Here is an 18,528-nt window from a genome sequence, read left to right on the forward strand (position 1 = left end):
ATATAATGTTTGTAACTTATATGTCTGTGTTGAGTTAACAATTGTCTTTTTAGAGAAGACAATCAAATGAAAGGTGGAGTTTTTTTGAAAGCGATTCGTGTAGGGCTTTTAGGTTTAGGTACCGTCGGAAGCGGTGTCGTTAAAATTATTCAAGACCATCAGGATAAGCTGATGCATCAGGTCGGCTGTCCGGTTACGATAAAAAAAGTGCTTGTCAAAGATCTAGAGAAAAAGAGAGAAGTAGATTTGCCGAAGGAAGTGCTCACAACAGAAGTGTATGATGTCATCGATGATCCAGATGTTGATGTCGTCATTGAGGTGATCGGCGGAGTTGAACAGACAAAACAATATTTGCTCGACGCGCTGAGATCGAAAAAGCATGTGGTCACAGCAAACAAGGATTTAATAGCTGTGTACGGCTCCGAGCTGCTTGCGGAAGCGAAGGAAAATGGCTGCGACATCTACTTTGAAGCCAGTGTTGCCGGTGGCATTCCGATTTTGCGCACGTTAGAGGAAGGCCTCTCATCAGACCGGATTACAAAGATGATGGGGATCGTGAACGGAACAACGAACTTTATCTTAACTAAAATGATTAAAGAAAAAAGCCCTTACGAGGAAGTGCTCAAGGAAGCGCAGGATCTCGGCTTTGCCGAAGCTGATCCGACTTCAGACGTGGAAGGGCTTGACGCCGCACGGAAAATGGCGATATTGGCGCGTCTCGGTTTCTCGATGAACGTGGATCTGGAAGACGTCAAAGTAAAGGGAATCTCCCAAATTACAGACGAGGACATCAGCTTCAGCAAACGCCTTGGCTATACGATGAAGCTGATCGGGATTGCACAGCGTGACGGAAGCAAAATCGAGGTCAGCGTTCAGCCGACACTGCTTCCTGACCATCATCCGCTGTCTGCTGTGCATAATGAGTTTAACGCCGTTTATGTGTACGGTGAGGCTGTCGGTGAGACGATGTTCTACGGGCCGGGAGCCGGAAGCATGCCGACTGCGACATCCGTTGTTTCTGACCTTGTCGCTGTCATGAAAAATATGCGACTCGGCGTAACCGGCAACAGCTTTGTTGGGCCGCAATATGAGAAAAACATGAAATCGCCGTCTGACATTTACGCCCAGCAGTTTTTGAGAATTCATGTAAAAGATGAGGTCGGTTCATTCTCGAAAATTACGTCTGTGTTCTCTGAACGGGGCGTGAGCTTTGAAAAGATCCTGCAGCTGCCGATTAAAGGCCATGATGAGTTAGCCGAAATCGTCATTGTCACACACCATACATCTGAAGCTGATTTCAGTGATATCCTGCAAAACCTAAATGATTTGGAAGTCGTTCAAGAAGTCAAAAGCACATATCGTGTAGAAGGGAACGGTTGGAGCTAATGTGGAAAGGACTTATCCATCAATATAAAGAATTTTTACCTGTAACTGATCAAACACCGGCGCTTACTTTACATGAAGGAAACACACCCCTTATTTATCTGCCGAAGCTTTCTGAGCAGCTCGGAATTGAGCTTCATGTCAAAACAGAGGGCGTCAATCCTACCGGATCATTTAAAGACCGCGGAATGGTCATGGCTGTGGCGAAAGCAAAAGAAGAGGGAAACGACACGATTATGTGCGCGTCAACAGGAAACACTTCCGCGGCTGCGGCTGCTTATGCTGCCCGCGCTAACATGAAATGCATCGTCATCATCCCGAACGGAAAAATTGCGTTTGGAAAACTCGCTCAGGCTGTCATGTACGGAGCTGAGATTATCGCAATTGACGGAAACTTTGACGATGCACTTAAAATTGTCCGTTCCATCTGTGAGAAATCACCGATTGCCCTTGTCAATTCAGTGAATCCTTACCGCATTGAAGGCCAAAAAACTGCTGCCTTCGAAGTGTGCGAACAGCTTGGAGAAGCGCCGGATGTGTTAGCGATCCCGGTCGGAAATGCGGGAAACATCACTGCGTACTGGAAGGGCTTCAAGGAATATCATGAGAAAAACGGCACAGGCCTTCCGAAAATGCGCGGCTTTGAAGCGGAAGGCGCGGCGGCAATCGTGCGAAATGAAGTGATTGAAAATCCGGAAACAATAGCGACAGCCATTCGTATCGGAAACCCGGCAAGCTGGGACAAAGCTGTAAAGGCAGCCGAGGAATCCAACGGGAAAATTGACGAAGTCACTGATGATGAAATCCTTCACGCGTATCAGCTGATCGCCCGTGAAGAAGGCGTGTTTGCAGAACCGGGTTCTTGCGCGTCTATCGCAGGGGTGCTGAAACAGGTGAAATCCGGAGAAATTCCGAAAGGCAGCAAGGTCGTCGCTGTGCTAACAGGAAACGGACTGAAAGATCCGAACACAGCGGTCGACATTTCAGAAATCAAGCCAGTCACATTGCCGACTGATGAAGACAGCATCCTTGAATATGTAAAAGGAGCGGCCCGTGTATGAACGAAGCCGACATGCTGTTCACTGTCACTGTTCCCGGAAGCACAGCTAACCTAGGCCCCGGCTTTGATTCAGTCGGAATGGCGCTCAGCAGATATTTGAAGCTGACCGTCTTTGAAAGCGACAAATGGTCTTTTGAAGCTGAAACAGAAACAGTCGCCGGAATTCCGGCGGGTACAGATAATATGATCTATCAAGTGGCAAAACGGACAGCAGATTTGTACGGCAAAGAAATGCCGCCTGTCCATGTGAAGGTGTGGAGCGACATTCCGCTCGCACGCGGCCTTGGCAGCAGCGCCGCGGCGATTGTAGCGGCCATTGAACTGGCTGATGAATTATGCAGCTTAAAGCTGTCTGAAGCGGACAAGCTGCATTTAGCCAGTCTTGAGGAAGGACATCCGGACAATGCGGGCGCTTCTCTCGTTGGCGGACTTGTGATCGGCCTGCATGAAGAAGAAGAGACCCAAATGATCCGCGTCCCGGATGCCGGCATTGACGTTGTCGTTGTCATTCCTTTTTACGAAGTGCTGACAAGAGACGCAAGAGACGTGCTTCCGAAGGAATTTCCATATGCCGATGCCGTAAAGGCAAGTGCTGTCAGCAATATCCTCATTGCTGCGATCATGTCTAAGGATTGGCCGCTCGTCGGGAAAATCATGAAGAAGGATATGTTCCACCAGCCATACCGGGCAATGCTTGTGCCTGAGCTGTCCAAAGTAGAACATGTCGCCGAAATGAAGGGCGCATATGGAACGGCTCTCAGCGGGGCAGGCCCGACGATTCTCGTCATGACCGAAAAAGGAAAGGGAGAAGAGCTAAAAGAACAGCTCGCGCTTCATTTCCCTCATTGTGAAGTAGACGCTTTGACCGTTCCAAAAGAGGGAAGTATCATAGAGCGAAATCCTTTATATCAAGTAAAAAGTGTCTAGATCATGCCAAGCGTCTCTCAGTGTAGCTGAGGGCGCTTTTTTTTGCTGGAGATAAAGGAGTTTTTATTTAGGAAAACGAAATACATGTAAAAAGGAGGAGATGAATATGAAAAAGCTGATAACCGCAGAAGACATCACAGCGATTGTCTCTGTGACCGATCCTCAATACGCCCCTGATGGCACCTATGCCGCATATGTGAAGTCACAAGTAAACCAAGAGAAAGATGCATATACATCAAATATATGGATCTATGAAACAAAAACGGGCGGGTCTGTTCCATGGACACATGGAGAAAAGCGAAGCACCGACCCAAGATGGTCTCCGGACGGGCGAACGCTTGCCTTTATTTCTGATCGTGAGGGCGATACAGCACAGCTGTATATCATGAGCGCTGAAGGCGGAGAAGCGAGAAAACTGACTGAAATCCCGTATGGCGTATCAAAGCCGCTGTGGTCTCCGGATGGTGAGTCGGTGCTTGTCACTGTCAGTTTGGGAGAGGGGGAAAGGATTGATGACCGAGAAAAAACGGAGCCGGACAGTTTTGAACCTGTTGAAGTGCAAGGCCTCTCCTATAAACGGGACGGCAAAGGGCTGACGAGAGGTGCGTATGCCCAGCTTGTGCTTGTCAGCGTGAAGTCTGGTAAGGTGAAGCAGCTGACAAATCACAAAGCCGATCATGGCGACCCTGCTTTTTCTCCTGACGGCAAATCGCTTGTTTTCTCAGCTAATTTGACTGAGACGAATGATGCCAGCAAGCCGTATGATGTGTATATAATGTCGCTGGAGTCTGGAGATCTTAAGCAGATTACACCTCATCGCGGCTCATTCGGACCAAGCTCATTTTCACCGGACGGAAGATATCTTGCTTTGCTTGGGAATGAAAAGGAATATAAGAATGCAACGCTCGCAAAGGCGTGGCTCTATGATATCGAACAAGACCGCCTCACATGTCTGACAGAGATGCTGGACGTTCATTTAGCGGATGCGCTGATTGGAGATTCTTTGATCGGAGGTGCCGAACAGCGCCCGATTTGGACGAAAGACTGCCAAGGGTTTTATGTTATCGGCACAGATCAAGGAAGCACGGGAATCTATTATATTTCGATTGAAGGCCTTGTGTATCCGATTCGTCTCGAAAAAGAGTACATCAATAGCTTTTCCATTTCACCTGACGAACAACACTTTATTGCCAGTGTGACAAAACCGGACAGACCGAGTGAGCTATACAGCATCCCGCTTGGGCAGGAAGAGGAACGGCTGACTGGCGCGAATGACAAGTTTGTCGATGAGCATACGATTTCAATACCTGAAGATATTCAATTTGTCACAGAAGACGGAGTGACGGTGAACGGCTGGCTGATGAAGCCTGCACAGTCGGAAGGTGAGGCATCATATCCTCTTATTCTCAACATACACGGCGGTCCGCATATGATGTACGGGCATACATATTTTCATGAATTTCAAGTGCTGGCGGCCAAAGGATACGCGGTCGTTTATATCAACCCGAGAGGAAGCCACGGCTATGGGCAGGAATTTGTGAATGCCGTCAGAGGAGATTATGGAGGAAAGGACTATGATGATGTGATGCAGGCTGTGGACGAGGCTATCAAACGAGATCCGCAGATTGATCCAAAGCGGCTCGGTGTCACGGGCGGAAGCTACGGAGGCTTTATGACCAACTGGATCGTTGGGCAGACGAACCGCTTTAAAGCTGCCGTCACCCAGCGCTCGATATCAAATTGGATCAGCTTTCACGGCGTCAGTGATATCGGCTATTTCTTCACAGACTGGCAGCTTGAGCATGATGTGTTTGAAGACACAGAAAAGCTCTGGGACCGCTCCCCTATAAAGTACGCAGCAAACGTTGAGACACCGCTTTTAATTCTGCATGGCGAGCGAGATGACCGGTGCCCGATCGAGCAGGCCGAGCAGCTGTTTATTGCCTTGAAGAAAATGGGCAAGGAAACCATGTTCGTCCGTTTTCCGAAAGCGTCGCACAATTTATCACGCAGCGGCCACCCGGGACAGCGGATCAAGCGTTTGAATTATATCAGCTCATGGTTTGACAACTATCTCTAATAAAAAAGCCAGGCTGATCAAATTTCAGCCTGGCTGCTTTATTAAAAGACTTGTTCTACTTCAACGACACCCGGCACTTCTTCAAGAAGAGCGCGTTCAATTCCGGCTTTCAGCGTAATTGTTGAACTTGGGCAGCTGCCGCATGCGCCTAGTAGGCGAAGCTTAACGATACCTTCATCTACATCTACAAGTTCACAGTCACCGCCGTCACGAAGTAAAAACGGACGAAGTTTGTCCAGTACTTCCTGCACCTGTTCTTTCATTTCAACTTCAGTCATGACATTCGCTCCTTTCGTCATCATAAAACCATTATATTCAGTGTAACAATAAAAATCTATTGTTTGGTTTGCAAAGTTGCTTTCCCTATTATAGCACATTCAGACTTGAACACAAAAACGGTTTTTTTCTATAAAAATGTGTATTCGCTCTGTATACTGAAAAGAAAGGACTTACATAGGGAGAAGGGGGCGTTTATCAGTGACGAAACCAGTCATGCTTAGCATATACGGGGCAGAAGCCGTTTGTGCAAGCTGTGTCAATATGCCGACAGCTAAGGATACATACGAATGGCTTGAGGCTGCGCTCAAAAGAAAATATCCAAATCAGCCTTTTTTGATGCAATATATCGATATTTATGAGCCGCCTGACAATGAACATGCGAAAGAGCTTGCAGAAAAAATCAGAAATGACGAGTATTTTTATCCGCTTGTGCTCGTAGAAGACAAAATTGTCGGTGAAGGCAATCCAAAATTAAAAGATGTTTATGAGGCAATGGAGAAGCATGGGTATACAGAAAACCGCTGATGTGATCAGCGGTTCTTCTCTATCATTACCCGTTATGGTGTTTGTACATCCACAGCAAGCCGGATTTCAGCATACGCGGAACACGGCCGATCAGCGGTCGATCAGCAACAAGACCAAAGCCGGCTTTTTTTCCGAGTGAACCGAGAACGCCTTTTAGCTTGAACTCAGGCATTGATTCCGGAAGGGCTTCTCCATTCCAGCGTTTTTGCAAGATTTGGACAATCTGCTCTGCTTGAGCCTCTGCCAGCTGGGCGCTCGGTGCATGAGGAAGGCTCGCGCAGTCGCCGACTACGTACAGATGTTCATCACCAGGAAGATTGTGATGAGGCGTTAATACGACACGCCCTTGTGCATCCTTCTCCACATCTAAGTCCCTGACGACTTTGTTTGGCTGGATGCCGGCTGTCCACACGATGGCGTCTGCAGAAATCGGATCATCGTGATTATACACAACGCCTTCTTCTACTTTTGTGATATTTGCCCTGTTAATAATGCGGACACCGTGCTCTTCGAACCATTTTTGCACATATTTGCTCAAACGTTCGGGAAAGCTTGATAAAATGAGATTGCCGCGGTCGAACAAGATAATGTTCAGGTCATCACGGCTTTCTCTCAATTCACTTGCAAGCTCAACGCCGCTTAAGCCCGCTCCGACAATGGCGACAGTAGCATTAGCGCTTAGGTTATTCAGCTTTTGGTAGGTTTCACGGGACTGGTCGATGGTTTGAATGCTATAGGTGAATTCAGGCGCTCCCGGCACATTGTGGTATTTATCCTCACAGCCGAGCCCGATCACGGCGTCATCGTAAGAAATCGGTTCACGATCATGGAACAGCACTTGTTTTTGTGCAATATCAATTGAGGAGATATCACCGTACTGGATATCCAGGCGAGGGTGCTCTGGAAATGACACTCTGATATGATGGTCAGAAATTGTGCCTGCGGCAAGGGCATAATATTCTGTTTTCAGGCAGTGATAAGGATTTCTGTCAATTAACGTGATTGAAACATCTTCAGGCAGCTGGTTTGGCAATAAGCGATGAAGAACACGCATGTTCCCGTAACCTCCGCCGATCAAGACCAATTTTTTCATTTGAATTCCCCTTTAATCCGAAGAGTATGATAGACACATTGAAGAAACTACGAACTATGTAAAATAACATCTAGAATTATATCGAATTTGATCTAAAATCACAATAATAGATTCAAAATAACCTACAAATTAGCTTCAAATTGCAAAATAGTAAAACGTTATTAAGAAAATGATATGTTACGATAATAAATTTCGATAAATCTGTGTCTTTGACGAATCATGTAAAATTCGCGATAATGGACATATGTGAGGTGAAACCGCATGAATCCAATGATTGAATTTTGTGTCAGCAATTTGGCTCACGGCTCTCAGGAAGCCCGGGCGATTTTGGAGAAAGATCCCAACTTGGATGTCCTCGAATACGGCTGCTTAAGCTACTGCGGGACATGCATGGAATCGCTCTTCGCTCTGGTAAACGGAGAAGTTGTCATGGGTGAAACGCCTGCTGAGCTTGTTGAGAATATATATACCTTTATTGAAGAAAACCCAATGTTTTAATGAAAAGGGCCTGTGCAGGCCCTTTTTTATTTTGCCGTACAAAAGAACTAAAAAATGTGTAGACATCAAAAAATATTATTGTTATCGTATAAAAGATCTTTTTTAAATAAAATTTTAAGAGGTGTAGGTGTATTCATGAGTGTTCTGTGGGGACTGCTGGGCGCAGTTGCGGTCATTGCTATCGCGTTTTTATTTTCAGAAAAGAAAAGCAATATTAAGATAAGAACCGTCATCGTTGGTTTATGCATACAGGTGGCGTTTGGATACATCGTGTTGAAATGGGAAGCGGGACGCGCTGTTTTTTTATGGTTTTCAAGCCGCGTACAGCTTCTGATTGATTATGCGAATGAGGGCATCAGTTTTATTTTTGGACCGCTTCTAAAAGTTGGTGACAGTCCGGCATTTGCATTAAGTGTACTGCCTGTTATCATTTTCTTCTCAGCGCTGATTGCTGTTTTATATCATTTGAAAATCATGCAGCTCATTTTCCGTGTCATTGGCGGCGGCTTGTCGAAGCTCCTTGGGACAAGCAAAACGGAATCTCTTGCAGCTGCTGCTAATATTTTTGTAGGCCAATCTGAATCTCCGTTAGTGATCAGGCCCCTTATTGCAGGACTGACGCGCTCTGAATTGTTCACGATTATGACGAGCGGTCTATCGGCTGTAGCGGGTTCAACCTTGTTTGGGTACGCGCTTCTTGGCATCCCGATTGAATACTTGCTTGCGGCAAGCTTTATGGCTGCTCCGGCGGGTCTTGTCTTTGGTAAATTGATTATTCCCGAAACCGAAAAGCCGCAAACCGTCAAAAGCGACTTCAAAATGGATGAAGGCGAAGGCGCAGCCAATGTCATTGACGCAGCTGCAAAGGGAGCGTCAACAGGCCTGCAAATTGCCTTAAACGTTGGAGCGATGCTGCTTGCGTTCGTTGCATTAATCGCGGTAGTAAACGGTATTCTCGGCGGGTTTTTCGGCTTGTTCGGCTTAAAAGGTGTCACATTAGAATCCATTCTCGGCTATGTGTTTTCTCCAATCGCCTTTTTGATTGGCGTGCCTTGGCATGAAGCGTTGCAGGCGGGAAGCTATATCGGCCAGAAATTGGTGCTGAATGAGTTTGTTGCTTATTCTAACTTCGGTCCGCACATTGGCGAGTTTTCTAAAAAAACCGCTACCATTATCAGTTTTGCTTTATGCGGATTCGCCAATTTTTCATCAATTGCAATTATGCTCGGTACGCTTGGCGGTTTAGCGCCGAGCCGCCGTTCAGATATCGCGCGCCTCGGCCTGAAGGCTGTCCTTGCGGGAACATTAGCCAATCTGCTCAGCGCAGCCATTGCCGGCATGTTTATATAAACGATAAAAGCTCCTTGCGTCAGTGCAAGGAGCTTTTATGTATGAAAAACGGGGGATAATTGTATTGTGTCCGCTTATAATAGCTTTTATACTAAGAAAAAGAAAAAAAGTTGGAGGCACCTATGAACTCATTTCGATTTACCAAAATGCACGGACTGGGAAACAGCTATATCTATGTGAATCAATTTGAAGAACAGCTTCCAGAAGAAAAACTGTCTGAGATTGCCGTTCAGGTTTCTTCTGTATATACAGGGATCGGTTCCGACGGGATGATCTTAATATGTCCTTCAGATCAAGCGCCTGTCAAAATGCGGATTTTTAATAATGACGGGTCCGAAGGGAAAAACTGCGGCAATGGCCTGCGCTGCGTTGCAAAATACGCGTATGAGCATAAGCTGGTTGAGGAAACATCTTTTCTGATTGAAACCCTCTCCGGGCTCGTGAAAGCAGAGGTGCAAGTTGAAAACGGGAAAGTGAATGTTGTCACTGTCGACATGGGCGAGCCGCGCCTGACAAAAGCCGAGCTTCCGATGCTTGGCGGCGGGGGAGAGCATACAATCAATGAAACGATGGCATTTGGTGAAGTAGAACTAACAGGCACTGCCGTTTCAATGGGGAATCCGCATATCGTTTTTCCGATCGCTGACATTGAACAGGCACCACTGACGACACTGGGACCAGTGATTGAGAAGGATCCGAGATTTCCGGAAGGCGTCAATGTAGAATTCGTTGAAACCGTGAACGACCATGAACTGCATTTCCGCGTCTGGGAACGGGGATCTGGCATTACCCAGGCATGCGGAACAGGCGCATGTGCGGCGGCCGTCGCCTCTGTGTTAAACGGCGTATCAAAACGAAATCAAGACATCACAGTGCATTTAGCAGGCGGAGATTTGGTGATTAATTGGAAAGATAACGGCCATGTCATGATGACAGGACCGGCTGAAACCGTTTGTGACGGTGTCTATTTTTTGTAAGACACCTTGTTTGAGAATTGAACCGATCATGTTTATAATAAAAGAAAGCATCCGGTTTTTAAAAGGAGGTTCACAATGATGGGCAACCCGGTAACAATTACAGAAGCAGCAGCTTTGCATATAAAAGATATGATGAAAGAGCATGAAGAAGAAAACGCGTTTCTGCGTGTCGGCGTCAAAGGCGGCGGCTGCAGCGGCCTTTCTTACGGCATGGGCTTTGAGCATGAAAAGGGTGAAACAGACAGTGTGTTTGATCAGCACGGCATCACTGTTCTTGTTGACAAAGAAAGCCTTGATATCATGACCGGCACCGTGATTGATTATAAGCAATCCATGCTCGGCGGCGGCTTCACCATCGACAATCCAAACGCCATCGCTTCATGCGGCTGCGGTTCTTCGTTCAGAACAGCGACGAATGCAGGTACACCAGAAGAGTGCTAAACAGAAAAAAAGCCAAGTCAAGCGGCAAACCGCTGACTTGGCTTTTTTATTATTAATATTTATCTCCATTAAAAATGGAATTCTTTACAATCACATAATCCACATTACGGATCGCATCAAGCTTCGTTCCGCCAGCATAAGAAATAGAAGATTGAAGATCCTGTTCCATTTCAATCAGCGTATCCTTGATTGAGCCCTTATGCGGCACGTGCATTTTTTTGCCTTCTACATTTTTCTTTTCGCCTTTTTGGAATTCAGAGGCTGAGCCGAAGTACTCTTTGTAAAGCTTTCCATCTTTTTCGATCGTTTGGCCTGGTGATTCTTCGTGTCCGGCAAATAGTGAACCGATCATGACCATCGTTGCGCCAAATCGGATTGATTTTGCGATGTCGCCATGTGTGCGGATGCCGCCATCCGCGATAATCGGTTTGCTGGCTGCTTTTGCACACCAGCGCAACGCCGCTAATTGCCAGCCGCCTGTGCCGAAGCCGGTTTTGATTTTCGTAATACATACTTTTCCCGGTCCGATGCCGACTTTAGTGGCATCCGCTCCCGCATTTTCAAGCTCTCTGACCGCTTCCGGCGTTCCAACGTTGCCAGCAATGACAAAGCTGTCCGGCAAATGCTTTTTGAGGTGCTGAATCATTTCAATGACCGCATTTGAATGACCGTGTGCAATGTCGATTGTCACGTATTCAGGGGCCAGGTTTTCTTCTGCCAGCTGGCGGACAAATTCATACTCCTCATCTTTCACTCCTACGCTGATAGAAGAGTATAACCCGCGTGCGTTCATATCTTTAATAAAATCAATTCGTGTTTCAGGCTCAAATCGGTGCATCACATAAAAGTAGCCATTTTCGGCTAATTGAATGGCCAGCTTTTCATCTATAATCGTCTGCATATTGGCAGGAACGACGGGCAATTTAAAGGTACGTCCGCCTAAACGTACGGATGTATCACATTCTGTACGGCTATTTACAATGCATTTTGCAGGAATTAGCTGAATATCTTCGTAATCAAATACGTTTTCCATGGTTTTCACTCCTAAAAACGAATATTTAAAATTATATTACATGAAATGTTCGCCTTCTATAATGTACTCTGTTTTATTTAGGATGTCAAACATTATTATTTGCTTGCACGTATGTACAAGTGCCGAAGCTTGTCATGCTCAGTGAGTTTGGGTATCATAGTCTTAACGAAAAGTCTTAGAGAGCGGATCAAAACGCGAATGATATACGTTCAGCAAAGCTTGGTTGTTCAGCACCAGGCTTTCTTTATGATTTGGAAAGAAGGAGCGAATGAGATGACACAAAATGAAGAAAAAACACCGAAATCCCAAAAGATCCAAGACCGCATTATTATGGCAATGATCTGGATTGTCGCAGCCCTTGTGATTGCGCTTGTTCTTGGAACTGTGTTGAATTATATAAATATCTTCAAATAAAAAAGGAGCTGTGTCGCTGACACAAGCTCCTTTTTGTTATTTATTTTCAAACAGACTTGTTGAGTGAAGAGGCTGTACACGGGCTTTTGGATCCATGTAAGCTTTCGCGTTGTTTACTGCTGTCGGTGCTTCGCCGAAGCCGCTTGCGATCAGGTTGACTTTTCCTTCGTATGTGCAAATGTCACCTGCTGCAAAGAAGCCTTCGATGTTTGTTTCCATTGTTGATTTTACGACAATAGAGTTTTTCTCGATGTCCAGACCCCAGTTTTTGATCGGGCCAAGAGATGAAACGAAACCGTAGTTGACGATTAAGTCATCAATTTCTAAAATCTCTTTGCGGTCGCCTTTCACTTCTTCAAGCACAAGCTGTTCAATTTTGTCTTCGCCGATCAGCTCTGCAGGGACGAATGGTGTCAGGACATTAACCTTCGATGCATGAAGGTTTTCCACACTGTGTTCGTGCGCGCGGAACTTATCGCGGCGGTGAATGATGGATACTTCTTTTGCGATTGGCTCGAGCATAAGAGCCCAGTCTACCGCTGAATCTCCTCCGCCAAGGATGGCAACGCGTCTGCCGGCGAATTTTTGCAAATCGTCAACGAAGTAATGAAGGTTTTTGCCCTCATACTGCTCGGCATTTTCAAGCTCCAGCTTTCTTGGTTTGAATGCGCCGTTTCCTGCAGTGATGATAACTGTTTTGGAGTAGTGGGTTTCTTCATTTGTCACAAGCTTAAACACACCGTCCGCTTGTTTTTCAACAGATTCAACCGCTTGCTCCAGACAAATGGTTTGGTCGAATTTCGCCATTTGCTCCTTTAGGTTGTTGATAAGCTCTTGTGCGCGGATTTTCGGGAATCCCGCTACATCGTATATATATTTCTCAGGGTATAGGGCGCTAAGCTGTCCGCCGAGCTGAGGCAGGCTTTCAATAATTTTGACGCTTGCCTGTCTCATGCCTCCGTAAAAAGCGGTGAATAAGCCGACCGGTCCCCCGCCTATAATTGTAATATCATAAACCTTTGTATCCTCTCGCATACGAAAATTGCCTCCTAAATGAAAATTGTTATTAATTATACCATATTGCCGTTCAAATTGACGAGTCAGCAGAAAAAATCGTAAGTGTTTGGCGTGCGCATCCGTTCTTGAAAATATTTCCGCCGGCCGCTACGATGATAACCAAATGAATTGATCTTTTTTTGAATGTTTCTCGGGCCAGCCGGATAAATATGATAGTAGTGCTTTGGGTAAGGACTTCACAAAAAACTTTTCAATATATTTCATAAAATCCTGCCAATAAGCTGAAGCTAACACAAATGATAATTTTATTATGCGTCTAACAAAAGCAAAAAAAGAGAAGGTGGATGTGATGGCATTGAATAAGCCCAAAATCGTGATTTTAGGTGCAGGATATGGCGGATTGATGACGGTAACTAGGCTGACAAAGTTTGTCGGACCGAATGATGCTGATATTACGCTTGTGAATAAACACAATTATCATTATGAAACGACATGGATGCATGAGGCGAGCGCGGGTACGCTCCATCATGACCGCTGCCGTTATCAGATAAAAGACGTAATCAACCAGTCGCGGGTCAATTTTGTACAGGATACTGTAAAGGCAATCAAAATTGAAGACAAAAAAGTTGTGCTTGCAAATGGAGAGCTGCAGTACGATTATTTAGTCATCGGACTAGGCGCAGTGCCTGAAACGTTCGGCATTAAAGGGTTAAAAGAATATGCGTTTCCGATTGCCAACATCAACACGTCACGCCTGCTGCGGGAACATATCGAGCTGCAGTTTGCAACTTACAATACGGAAGCGGAAAAACGGCCGGACAGGTTAACGATTGTTGTAGGCGGAGCCGGATTTACGGGGATTGAATTTCTTGGCGAGCTGGCAGCCCGCGTGCCTGAGCTCTGCAAGGAGTATGACGTGGACAGAAGCCTTGTCCGCATCATTTGTGTGGAAGCGGCGCCGACCGTTTTGCCGGGCTTTGATCCTGAGCTTGTCGATTATGCGGTTCATTATCTTGAGGAAAATGGAGTTGAGTTTAAGATCGGCACGGCTGTACAAGAATGTACACCGGAGGGAGTCAGAGTCGGGAAAAAAGATGAAGAGCCGGAGCAAATCAAATCGCAAACTGTTGTGTGGGCGGCAGGTGTCCGCGGCCACCCGATTGTGGAGGAAGCCGGCTTTGAAAATATGCGCGGCCGGGTCAAAGTGAATCCGGATCTGCGCGCACCCGGACATGACAACGTCTTTATTCTTGGCGACAGCTCACTGTTTATGAATGAAGATACAGAGCGCCCGTATCCGCCGACTGCCCAAATTGCAATGCAGCAAGGGGTAACGGTTGCCAAAAACCTTGGCAGGCTCATTAAAGGCGGAGAGCTTGAGCAATTCAAGCCGGACATTAAGGGAACAGTGGCATCACTAGGCGAGCATAACGCGGTCGGAGTCGTTTATGGCAGGAAGCTGAAAGGCACACCGGCTTCATTTATGAAAAAAGTCATCGACAACCGCTCGCTGTTTTTGATCGGCGGACTAGGACTGACGCTGAAAAAAGGAAAGTTTAAGTTTTTCTAAAAACCCGCATTTGCGGGTTTTTTTATTAAAAAACGCCAAAATATAAAGAGAACGAGAGGAAAACAGGCATGTTTCCGCTTACATCAAACGATTTGTCACATGATCTGACTTTATTGTTGACAGCTCGATATGTTATATTATCAGAAAATTAAGAAAAAGGGTGATGATCAGATGAAAACTGCAACGACAACCGCTTCGCATGCATGCCCATTTTGCTCAGGAAAAGGGTATTTTCAATTGATCCTCGGCGGTTCAGAGACTTGTCCGTCTTGCCAGGGGACAGGAAAAGACAGTCATTCTTTTTCCAGCCGTTGACTTTAATTCAGCCTCCGCGTTACACTAAAAACAACGCAGGGGGGTGGGATAGGTTGATTAGTCTGCCAGTCGTAATCATCTCAATAGTTTTGTTTTTTGTCTTGTTTTTTGGAATCGGTTTCTTATTAAACATGCTGCTGAGAATGTCCTGGATTATGGCTGTGATTTATCCGATTGTATGCCTTTTCATTATCAGCAAGGAAAAGCTGATCAGCTATGTCCAGTCACCTGGAGAATCCTTTGCCAGCCTGTTTCATCGTGTCGTATCATTAGCGGCTGCCGATGTGCTGATTTTGGCCAGCGGTTTGGCTGGTGCCATCGTGTCCGGTATAGCGATCAACATGCTCAGAAAAAGAGGATATCAAATGTTTTAAATGCCGCTTTCTTCTAAAGAAAGCTTTTTTTATGCTTTCCGCTCATTCACCATTTTGAATATTGCTCTCTCCAATTGGGAACAATGATTCGGAGGAGAGGTGAATGATGTTGAATATGATCAGACGTTTGCTGATGACCTGTTTATTTCTGCTTGCATTTGGCACGACATTTTTATCAGTGTCAGGAATCGAAGCGAAGGACTTGTCAAAATGGGTGCGGGACCATCAAGAAAAGCACTTAAAGCATGCAGGACTGACATTAAAAGCATTGCAGCAGAAAAAAACACAAACCATGTCAGCGGCCAAGGATAAAACAAAACCGTTAGAAGAAGCATTTGATTGGGACGAGTATCCGGTCCAAAGAGTAACCGCAACAGGCTACACAGCAGGAGCTGAGTCGACGGGTAAGGAGCCCGGTGATCCATTATACGGGCTTACATATTCAGGTGTGAAAGTGAAACGGGATTTATACTCCACGGTTGCCGCTGATCCGTCCGTTTTCCCGATCGGCACGATTTTATTTATCCCGAACTACGGTCTCGGAGTGGTGGCCGACACAGGATCCGCGATTAAGGGAAACCGCCTTGATCTGTACTTCGAAACCGTCAAAGATGTGTACAATGAATGGGGCAAAAAAACCCTTAATGTATATGTAATTAAAAAGGGAACGGGAAAGGTTACCGAGGATGAGCTTGAGAAGCTCAATGAGACAAAATCTTTGCAAGTGTTCAGAAATCAATATAAAACTGTGAAAGAATAAAACGCTCCAGCGGAAGCAGAGGCGTTCAGCATGTTGACAAACCCTCGCATTCATTGTCACGTCTGTGCTCACGAATTAGAACATTCGCTGTGCTCCGATGCTCGCCCTTCCTAGACTTCAAGGGTTTTCAATCACGTGAAAAGATAACAAAAACCTAAAACTTAAATCGTTTTAGGTTTTTGTCAGCAATCTGAGCGCTCCAGCCGCGGCTGGGGCGTTTTTTACATGAAAAAGTAAGCGAGTATCAATGTCAGAAAAATACCGGTTAAGCCTCCGAAAAAGACCTCGATCGGCTGATGTCCGAGAAGCTCCTTCAGCTTTTTTTGCTTTTCTTTATCTTTGGCTTTTGGGAAGTCCTTTGCTTCATTTACAAAGCGGTTAAAATCAATGACGAGCTTATTGATGACTGTTGCCTGCTCGCCGGCATGACGTCTGACGCCGGTTGCGTCAAACATGGTTATGACGGCGAAAATCGCGGAAACCGCAAAGAGAGAGGAGCCTAATCCATGATCTAGGGCTACGCCAGTTGAAAGTGCGGTGACCGCCGCGGAGTGCGAGCTCGGCATGCCGCCTGTGCTTGTCACCAGTGACCAGTCCAGTTTTCTGGACACGATAAACTGTATGGGCACTTTGATGACCTGAGCAAAAATAATCGCAGCCAAGCTTGATAATAAAGGGAAATTCGTTAAAAGTTCCATAGGCGACATCCTTTCTATTTGAAAAATCCTTCGTGTTTCAAAAGAAAAAAGCAAGTCTTAGACTGTTGTTTGATAAAATAAGTGTAATGGAAAGAATGTTTTTCCTATTATACCATTGTTCGTTACAAATACCCATTACGTTAGGAGTGTAAGCCTCATGTTTTATGCGGTTCAGCAATTAGAGCATACGGAAACCCTTGTGATCGGGCTTTTTCAAAAAAGCCAGCTGACAGGCAAAGCATTGGAAATTGATGAGATGCTGGAAGGCCATCTGACACAGCTTTTAAAAGATGGCGATGTCTCTTCGAAACCAAATCAAGTATCAAAAGTATTCCCTCCATCTTCTGCGGGTATGAAACGGATTTATTTCGTTGGTCTGGGGAGAGAAGCGAATTATTCGTTTGAACAGGCGAAGGAATGTTTTGCCCATGTTTTTCAAGCCCTTCATAAAGACCGGAAACAAGAAGCAGCTGTCCTGCTTGACACGTTTATTTCGGAAGACGTGCCAGCAGCCGACGCCGCTCATGCTTTAGCTGAGAGCTGCCTGCTTGCTTCCTATGAGGTGCAGGATTATAAGCACAAATCAAATGAACCTGACAAACAAATTGAAACCGTGTACGCCGTCACAGATGAAGATACACAGGAAGTGCAGGCGGGGCTTCGCGTCGGCCAGGCATACGGGCAAGGGACAAATTCGGCAAGAACGCTTGCGAATATGCCTGGGAACATGCTGACAGCGACTGACCTCGCTTCTTATGCGGAAGAGCTTGCGGCGAAATATGATTTTGAGTGTGAGATATTGGAGAAATCAGAGATGGAAGAGCTCGGCATGGGCGGAATACTTGCGGTAAACCAAGGCTCCGCAGAACCGCCAAAGATGATTGTGTTGAAATACCAGGGCAAAAAGGAATGGGAAGACGTCGTCGGACTTGTCGGGAAAGGCATTACCTTTGACACAGGCGGCTACTCCATTAAAACGAAATCTGGAATTGTCGGCATGAAATCAGATATGGGAGGAGCAGCTGCGGTACTCGGCGCTATGGAAACAATCGGGGAGCTTCGTCCCGAGCAAAACGTTCTGGCGGTCATTCCGTCCACTGATAACATGATCTCCGGCGGGGCAATGAAGCCTGATGATGTGATTGTATCATTAAGCGGAAAAACAATTGAAATTCTCAACACGGATGCTGAAGGAAGGCTTGTGCTTGCGGATGGCATTACATACGCGAAACAGCATGGTGCGTCAGTTCTTGTTGATGTGGCTACGCTGACCGGCGGCGTCGTTGTGGCATTAGGCACAGAAACGACTGGCGCTATGACCAATAACCAAAGCTTTTACCAGCAGGTAGCTGAAGCTGCACAAGAGTGCGGTGAGGCGATCTGGCAGCTGCCGATCACGGAGAAGGATAAAAAGCGTGTGAAAAGCAGCCAAATGGCGGATCTCAGCAATTCGCCGGGACGCGAAGGGCATGCGATTATGGCTGGAACGTTTCTTGGTGAATTTGCTGAAACCACACCTTGGGTGCATCTTGATATTGCGGGCACTGCGACTTCCAATAAAGCAACCTGCTTCGGGCCGTCCGGGGCCACCGGTGTTATGGCAAGAACATTGGCCACACTGGCGGAACGATTTACATTGGAAAAAGAATAAGGAGATAGCCCTGCTGCATCATGCGGCAGGGATTTTCCCTTCCAAAATCTTTAGTTGACTAAAGCGTATCGATTATGATACGA

The 18,528-nt window shown here is 46.1% G+C and carries 20 protein-coding genes; 15 read left to right on the plus strand and 5 right to left on the minus strand.

The window, feature by feature from the left end:
• Positions 1-84: 84 nt before the first annotated feature.
• The 4 genes from MOB98_RS11320 (at position 85) to MOB98_RS11335 (ending at position 5,450) form a co-directional block, all read left to right on the plus strand.
• Positions 85-1,386, plus strand: a complete 1,302-nt coding sequence (locus MOB98_RS11320; protein WP_268358042.1) for a homoserine dehydrogenase — start codon at positions 85-87, stop codon at positions 1,384-1,386.
• Complete coding sequence (thrC, locus tag MOB98_RS11325; protein WP_268358067.1) at positions 1,386-2,444, plus strand: threonine synthase; 1,059 nt, start codon at positions 1,386-1,388, stop codon at positions 2,442-2,444. The genes MOB98_RS11320 and thrC overlap by 1 nt, the downstream gene beginning before the upstream one ends.
• Entirely contained in the window at positions 2,441-3,370 is a 930-nt protein-coding gene (thrB, locus tag MOB98_RS11330) for a homoserine kinase (RefSeq protein WP_268358041.1), read from the plus strand. The genes thrC and thrB overlap by 4 nt, the downstream gene beginning before the upstream one ends.
• Positions 3,371-3,476: 106 nt before the next feature.
• On the plus strand, positions 3,477-5,450 hold the full coding sequence (locus tag MOB98_RS11335; protein ID WP_268358040.1) for an alpha/beta hydrolase family protein: 1,974 nt from the start codon (positions 3,477-3,479) through the stop codon (positions 5,448-5,450).
• 41 nt (positions 5,451-5,491) lie between these two features.
• On the opposite strand, the gene MOB98_RS11340 is transcribed toward MOB98_RS11335, so the two are convergent.
• A complete protein-coding gene (locus MOB98_RS11340) occupies positions 5,492-5,827 on the minus strand; it encodes a NifU family protein (RefSeq protein ID WP_171017000.1) in 336 nt (111 codons plus the stop codon).
• Between the two features lie 100 nt (positions 5,828-5,927).
• On the opposite strand from MOB98_RS11340, the gene MOB98_RS11345 reads away from it, so the two are divergent.
• Positions 5,928-6,254, plus strand: a complete 327-nt coding sequence (locus tag MOB98_RS11345; RefSeq protein ID WP_268358039.1) for a YuzD family protein — start codon at positions 5,928-5,930, stop codon at positions 6,252-6,254.
• A 25-nt stretch (positions 6,255-6,279) separates the two neighbouring features.
• Here MOB98_RS11345 and MOB98_RS11350 read toward each other — a convergent pair whose 3' ends face one another.
• Entirely contained in the window at positions 6,280-7,347 is a 1,068-nt protein-coding gene (locus MOB98_RS11350) for an NAD(P)/FAD-dependent oxidoreductase (RefSeq protein ID WP_268358038.1), read from the minus strand.
• 261 nt (positions 7,348-7,608) lie between these two features.
• Between MOB98_RS11350 and MOB98_RS11355 the strand changes: the two genes are divergently transcribed.
• The 4 genes from MOB98_RS11355 (at position 7,609) to MOB98_RS11370 (ending at position 10,613) form a co-directional block, all read left to right on the plus strand.
• Complete coding sequence (locus MOB98_RS11355; protein WP_003222913.1) at positions 7,609-7,845, plus strand: YuzB family protein; 237 nt, start codon at positions 7,609-7,611, stop codon at positions 7,843-7,845.
• A gap of 135 nt (positions 7,846-7,980) precedes the next feature.
• A complete protein-coding gene (locus tag MOB98_RS11360; RefSeq protein WP_268358037.1) occupies positions 7,981-9,195 on the plus strand; it encodes a NupC/NupG family nucleoside CNT transporter in 1,215 nt (404 codons plus the stop codon).
• Between the two features lie 122 nt (positions 9,196-9,317).
• Complete coding sequence (dapF, locus tag MOB98_RS11365) at positions 9,318-10,172, plus strand: diaminopimelate epimerase (RefSeq protein WP_268358035.1); 855 nt, start codon at positions 9,318-9,320, stop codon at positions 10,170-10,172.
• A 78-nt stretch (positions 10,173-10,250) separates the two neighbouring features.
• Positions 10,251-10,613: a HesB/IscA family protein gene (locus MOB98_RS11370; RefSeq protein WP_268358034.1), complete on the plus strand. Its 363-nt coding sequence runs from the start codon at positions 10,251-10,253 to the stop codon at positions 10,611-10,613.
• Positions 10,614-10,665: 52 nt separating this feature from the next.
• Here MOB98_RS11370 and guaC read toward each other — a convergent pair whose 3' ends face one another.
• The gene (gene guaC, locus MOB98_RS11375) at positions 10,666-11,646 is read right to left on the minus strand and encodes a GMP reductase (protein ID WP_268358033.1); all 981 of its coding nucleotides are present in this window, start codon (positions 11,644-11,646) and stop codon (positions 10,666-10,668) included.
• A gap of 273 nt (positions 11,647-11,919) precedes the next feature.
• On the opposite strand from guaC, the gene MOB98_RS11380 reads away from it, so the two are divergent.
• Positions 11,920-12,060, plus strand: a complete 141-nt coding sequence (locus tag MOB98_RS11380) for a hypothetical protein (RefSeq protein WP_268358032.1) — start codon at positions 11,920-11,922, stop codon at positions 12,058-12,060.
• Positions 12,061-12,096: 36 nt separating this feature from the next.
• On the opposite strand, the gene yumC is transcribed toward MOB98_RS11380, so the two are convergent.
• Complete coding sequence (gene yumC / locus MOB98_RS11385) at positions 12,097-13,095, minus strand: ferredoxin--NADP reductase 2 (protein WP_003220618.1); 999 nt, start codon at positions 13,093-13,095, stop codon at positions 12,097-12,099.
• Between the two features lie 331 nt (positions 13,096-13,426).
• On the opposite strand from yumC, the gene MOB98_RS11390 reads away from it, so the two are divergent.
• From MOB98_RS11390 to spsC, 4 genes are all read left to right on the plus strand, one after another.
• Entirely contained in the window at positions 13,427-14,647 is a 1,221-nt protein-coding gene (locus MOB98_RS11390; protein ID WP_268358030.1) for an NAD(P)/FAD-dependent oxidoreductase, read from the plus strand.
• A 171-nt stretch (positions 14,648-14,818) separates the two neighbouring features.
• Positions 14,819-14,962 carry a YuiA family protein gene (locus MOB98_RS11395; RefSeq protein WP_003243733.1) on the plus strand — a complete coding sequence of 48 codons (144 nt, stop codon included), beginning with the start codon at positions 14,819-14,821 and terminating at the stop codon, positions 14,960-14,962.
• A 53-nt stretch (positions 14,963-15,015) separates the two neighbouring features.
• On the plus strand, positions 15,016-15,336 hold the full coding sequence (locus tag MOB98_RS11400; protein ID WP_268358029.1) for a YuiB family protein: 321 nt from the start codon (positions 15,016-15,018) through the stop codon (positions 15,334-15,336).
• 103 nt (positions 15,337-15,439) lie between these two features.
• A complete protein-coding gene (spsC, locus tag MOB98_RS11405) occupies positions 15,440-16,096 on the plus strand; it encodes a stationary phase survival protein SpsC (protein WP_268358028.1) in 657 nt (218 codons plus the stop codon).
• 221 nt (positions 16,097-16,317) lie between these two features.
• On the opposite strand, the gene MOB98_RS11410 is transcribed toward spsC, so the two are convergent.
• On the minus strand, positions 16,318-16,794 hold the full coding sequence (locus tag MOB98_RS11410) for a divergent PAP2 family protein (RefSeq protein WP_268358027.1): 477 nt from the start codon (positions 16,792-16,794) through the stop codon (positions 16,318-16,320).
• 157 nt (positions 16,795-16,951) lie between these two features.
• On the opposite strand from MOB98_RS11410, the gene MOB98_RS11415 reads away from it, so the two are divergent.
• On the plus strand, positions 16,952-18,445 hold the full coding sequence (locus MOB98_RS11415; protein ID WP_268358026.1) for a leucyl aminopeptidase: 1,494 nt from the start codon (positions 16,952-16,954) through the stop codon (positions 18,443-18,445).
• The last annotated feature ends 83 nt before the right edge of the window (positions 18,446-18,528 follow it).

The sequence above is a fragment of the Bacillus sp. N13C7 genome (genome assembly GCF_026790065.1).
Taxonomy (GTDB): domain Bacteria; phylum Bacillota; class Bacilli; order Bacillales; family Bacillaceae; genus Bacillus.

Excerpts from the sequence above, each read along its gene's own strand:
- thrC (WP_268358067.1), top strand. The coding sequence starts at position 1,386 with ATGTGGAAAGGACTTATCCATCAATATAAAGAATTTTTACCTGTAACT.
- thrB (WP_268358041.1), top strand. The coding sequence starts at position 2,441 with ATGAACGAAGCCGACATGCTGTTCACTGTCACTGTTCCCGGAAGCACA.
- MOB98_RS11335 (WP_268358040.1), top strand. The coding sequence starts at position 3,477 with ATGAAAAAGCTGATAACCGCAGAAGACATCACAGCGATTGTCTCTGTG.
- MOB98_RS11340 (WP_171017000.1), bottom strand. The coding sequence starts at position 5,827 with ATGTGCTATAATAGGGAAAGCAACTTTGCAAACCAAACAATAGATTTT.
- MOB98_RS11350 (WP_268358038.1), bottom strand. The coding sequence starts at position 7,347 with ATGAAAAAATTGGTCTTGATCGGCGGAGGTTACGGGAACATGCGTGTT.
- MOB98_RS11355 (WP_003222913.1), top strand. The coding sequence starts at position 7,609 with ATGAATCCAATGATTGAATTTTGTGTCAGCAATTTGGCTCACGGCTCT.
- MOB98_RS11360 (WP_268358037.1), top strand. The coding sequence starts at position 7,981 with ATGAGTGTTCTGTGGGGACTGCTGGGCGCAGTTGCGGTCATTGCTATC.
- dapF (WP_268358035.1), top strand. The coding sequence starts at position 9,318 with ATGAACTCATTTCGATTTACCAAAATGCACGGACTGGGAAACAGCTAT.
- MOB98_RS11370 (WP_268358034.1), top strand. The coding sequence starts at position 10,251 with ATGGGCAACCCGGTAACAATTACAGAAGCAGCAGCTTTGCATATAAAA.
- guaC (WP_268358033.1), bottom strand. The coding sequence starts at position 11,646 with ATGGAAAACGTATTTGATTACGAAGATATTCAGCTAATTCCTGCAAAA.
- MOB98_RS11380 (WP_268358032.1), top strand. The coding sequence starts at position 11,920 with ATGACACAAAATGAAGAAAAAACACCGAAATCCCAAAAGATCCAAGAC.
- yumC (WP_003220618.1), bottom strand. The coding sequence starts at position 13,095 with ATGCGAGAGGATACAAAGGTTTATGATATTACAATTATAGGCGGGGGA.
- MOB98_RS11390 (WP_268358030.1), top strand. The coding sequence starts at position 13,427 with ATGGCATTGAATAAGCCCAAAATCGTGATTTTAGGTGCAGGATATGGC.
- MOB98_RS11395 (WP_003243733.1), top strand. The coding sequence starts at position 14,819 with ATGAAAACTGCAACGACAACCGCTTCGCATGCATGCCCATTTTGCTCA.
- spsC (WP_268358028.1), top strand. The coding sequence starts at position 15,440 with ATGATGTTGAATATGATCAGACGTTTGCTGATGACCTGTTTATTTCTG.
- MOB98_RS11410 (WP_268358027.1), bottom strand. The coding sequence starts at position 16,794 with ATGGAACTTTTAACGAATTTCCCTTTATTATCAAGCTTGGCTGCGATT.
- MOB98_RS11415 (WP_268358026.1), top strand. The coding sequence starts at position 16,952 with ATGTTTTATGCGGTTCAGCAATTAGAGCATACGGAAACCCTTGTGATC.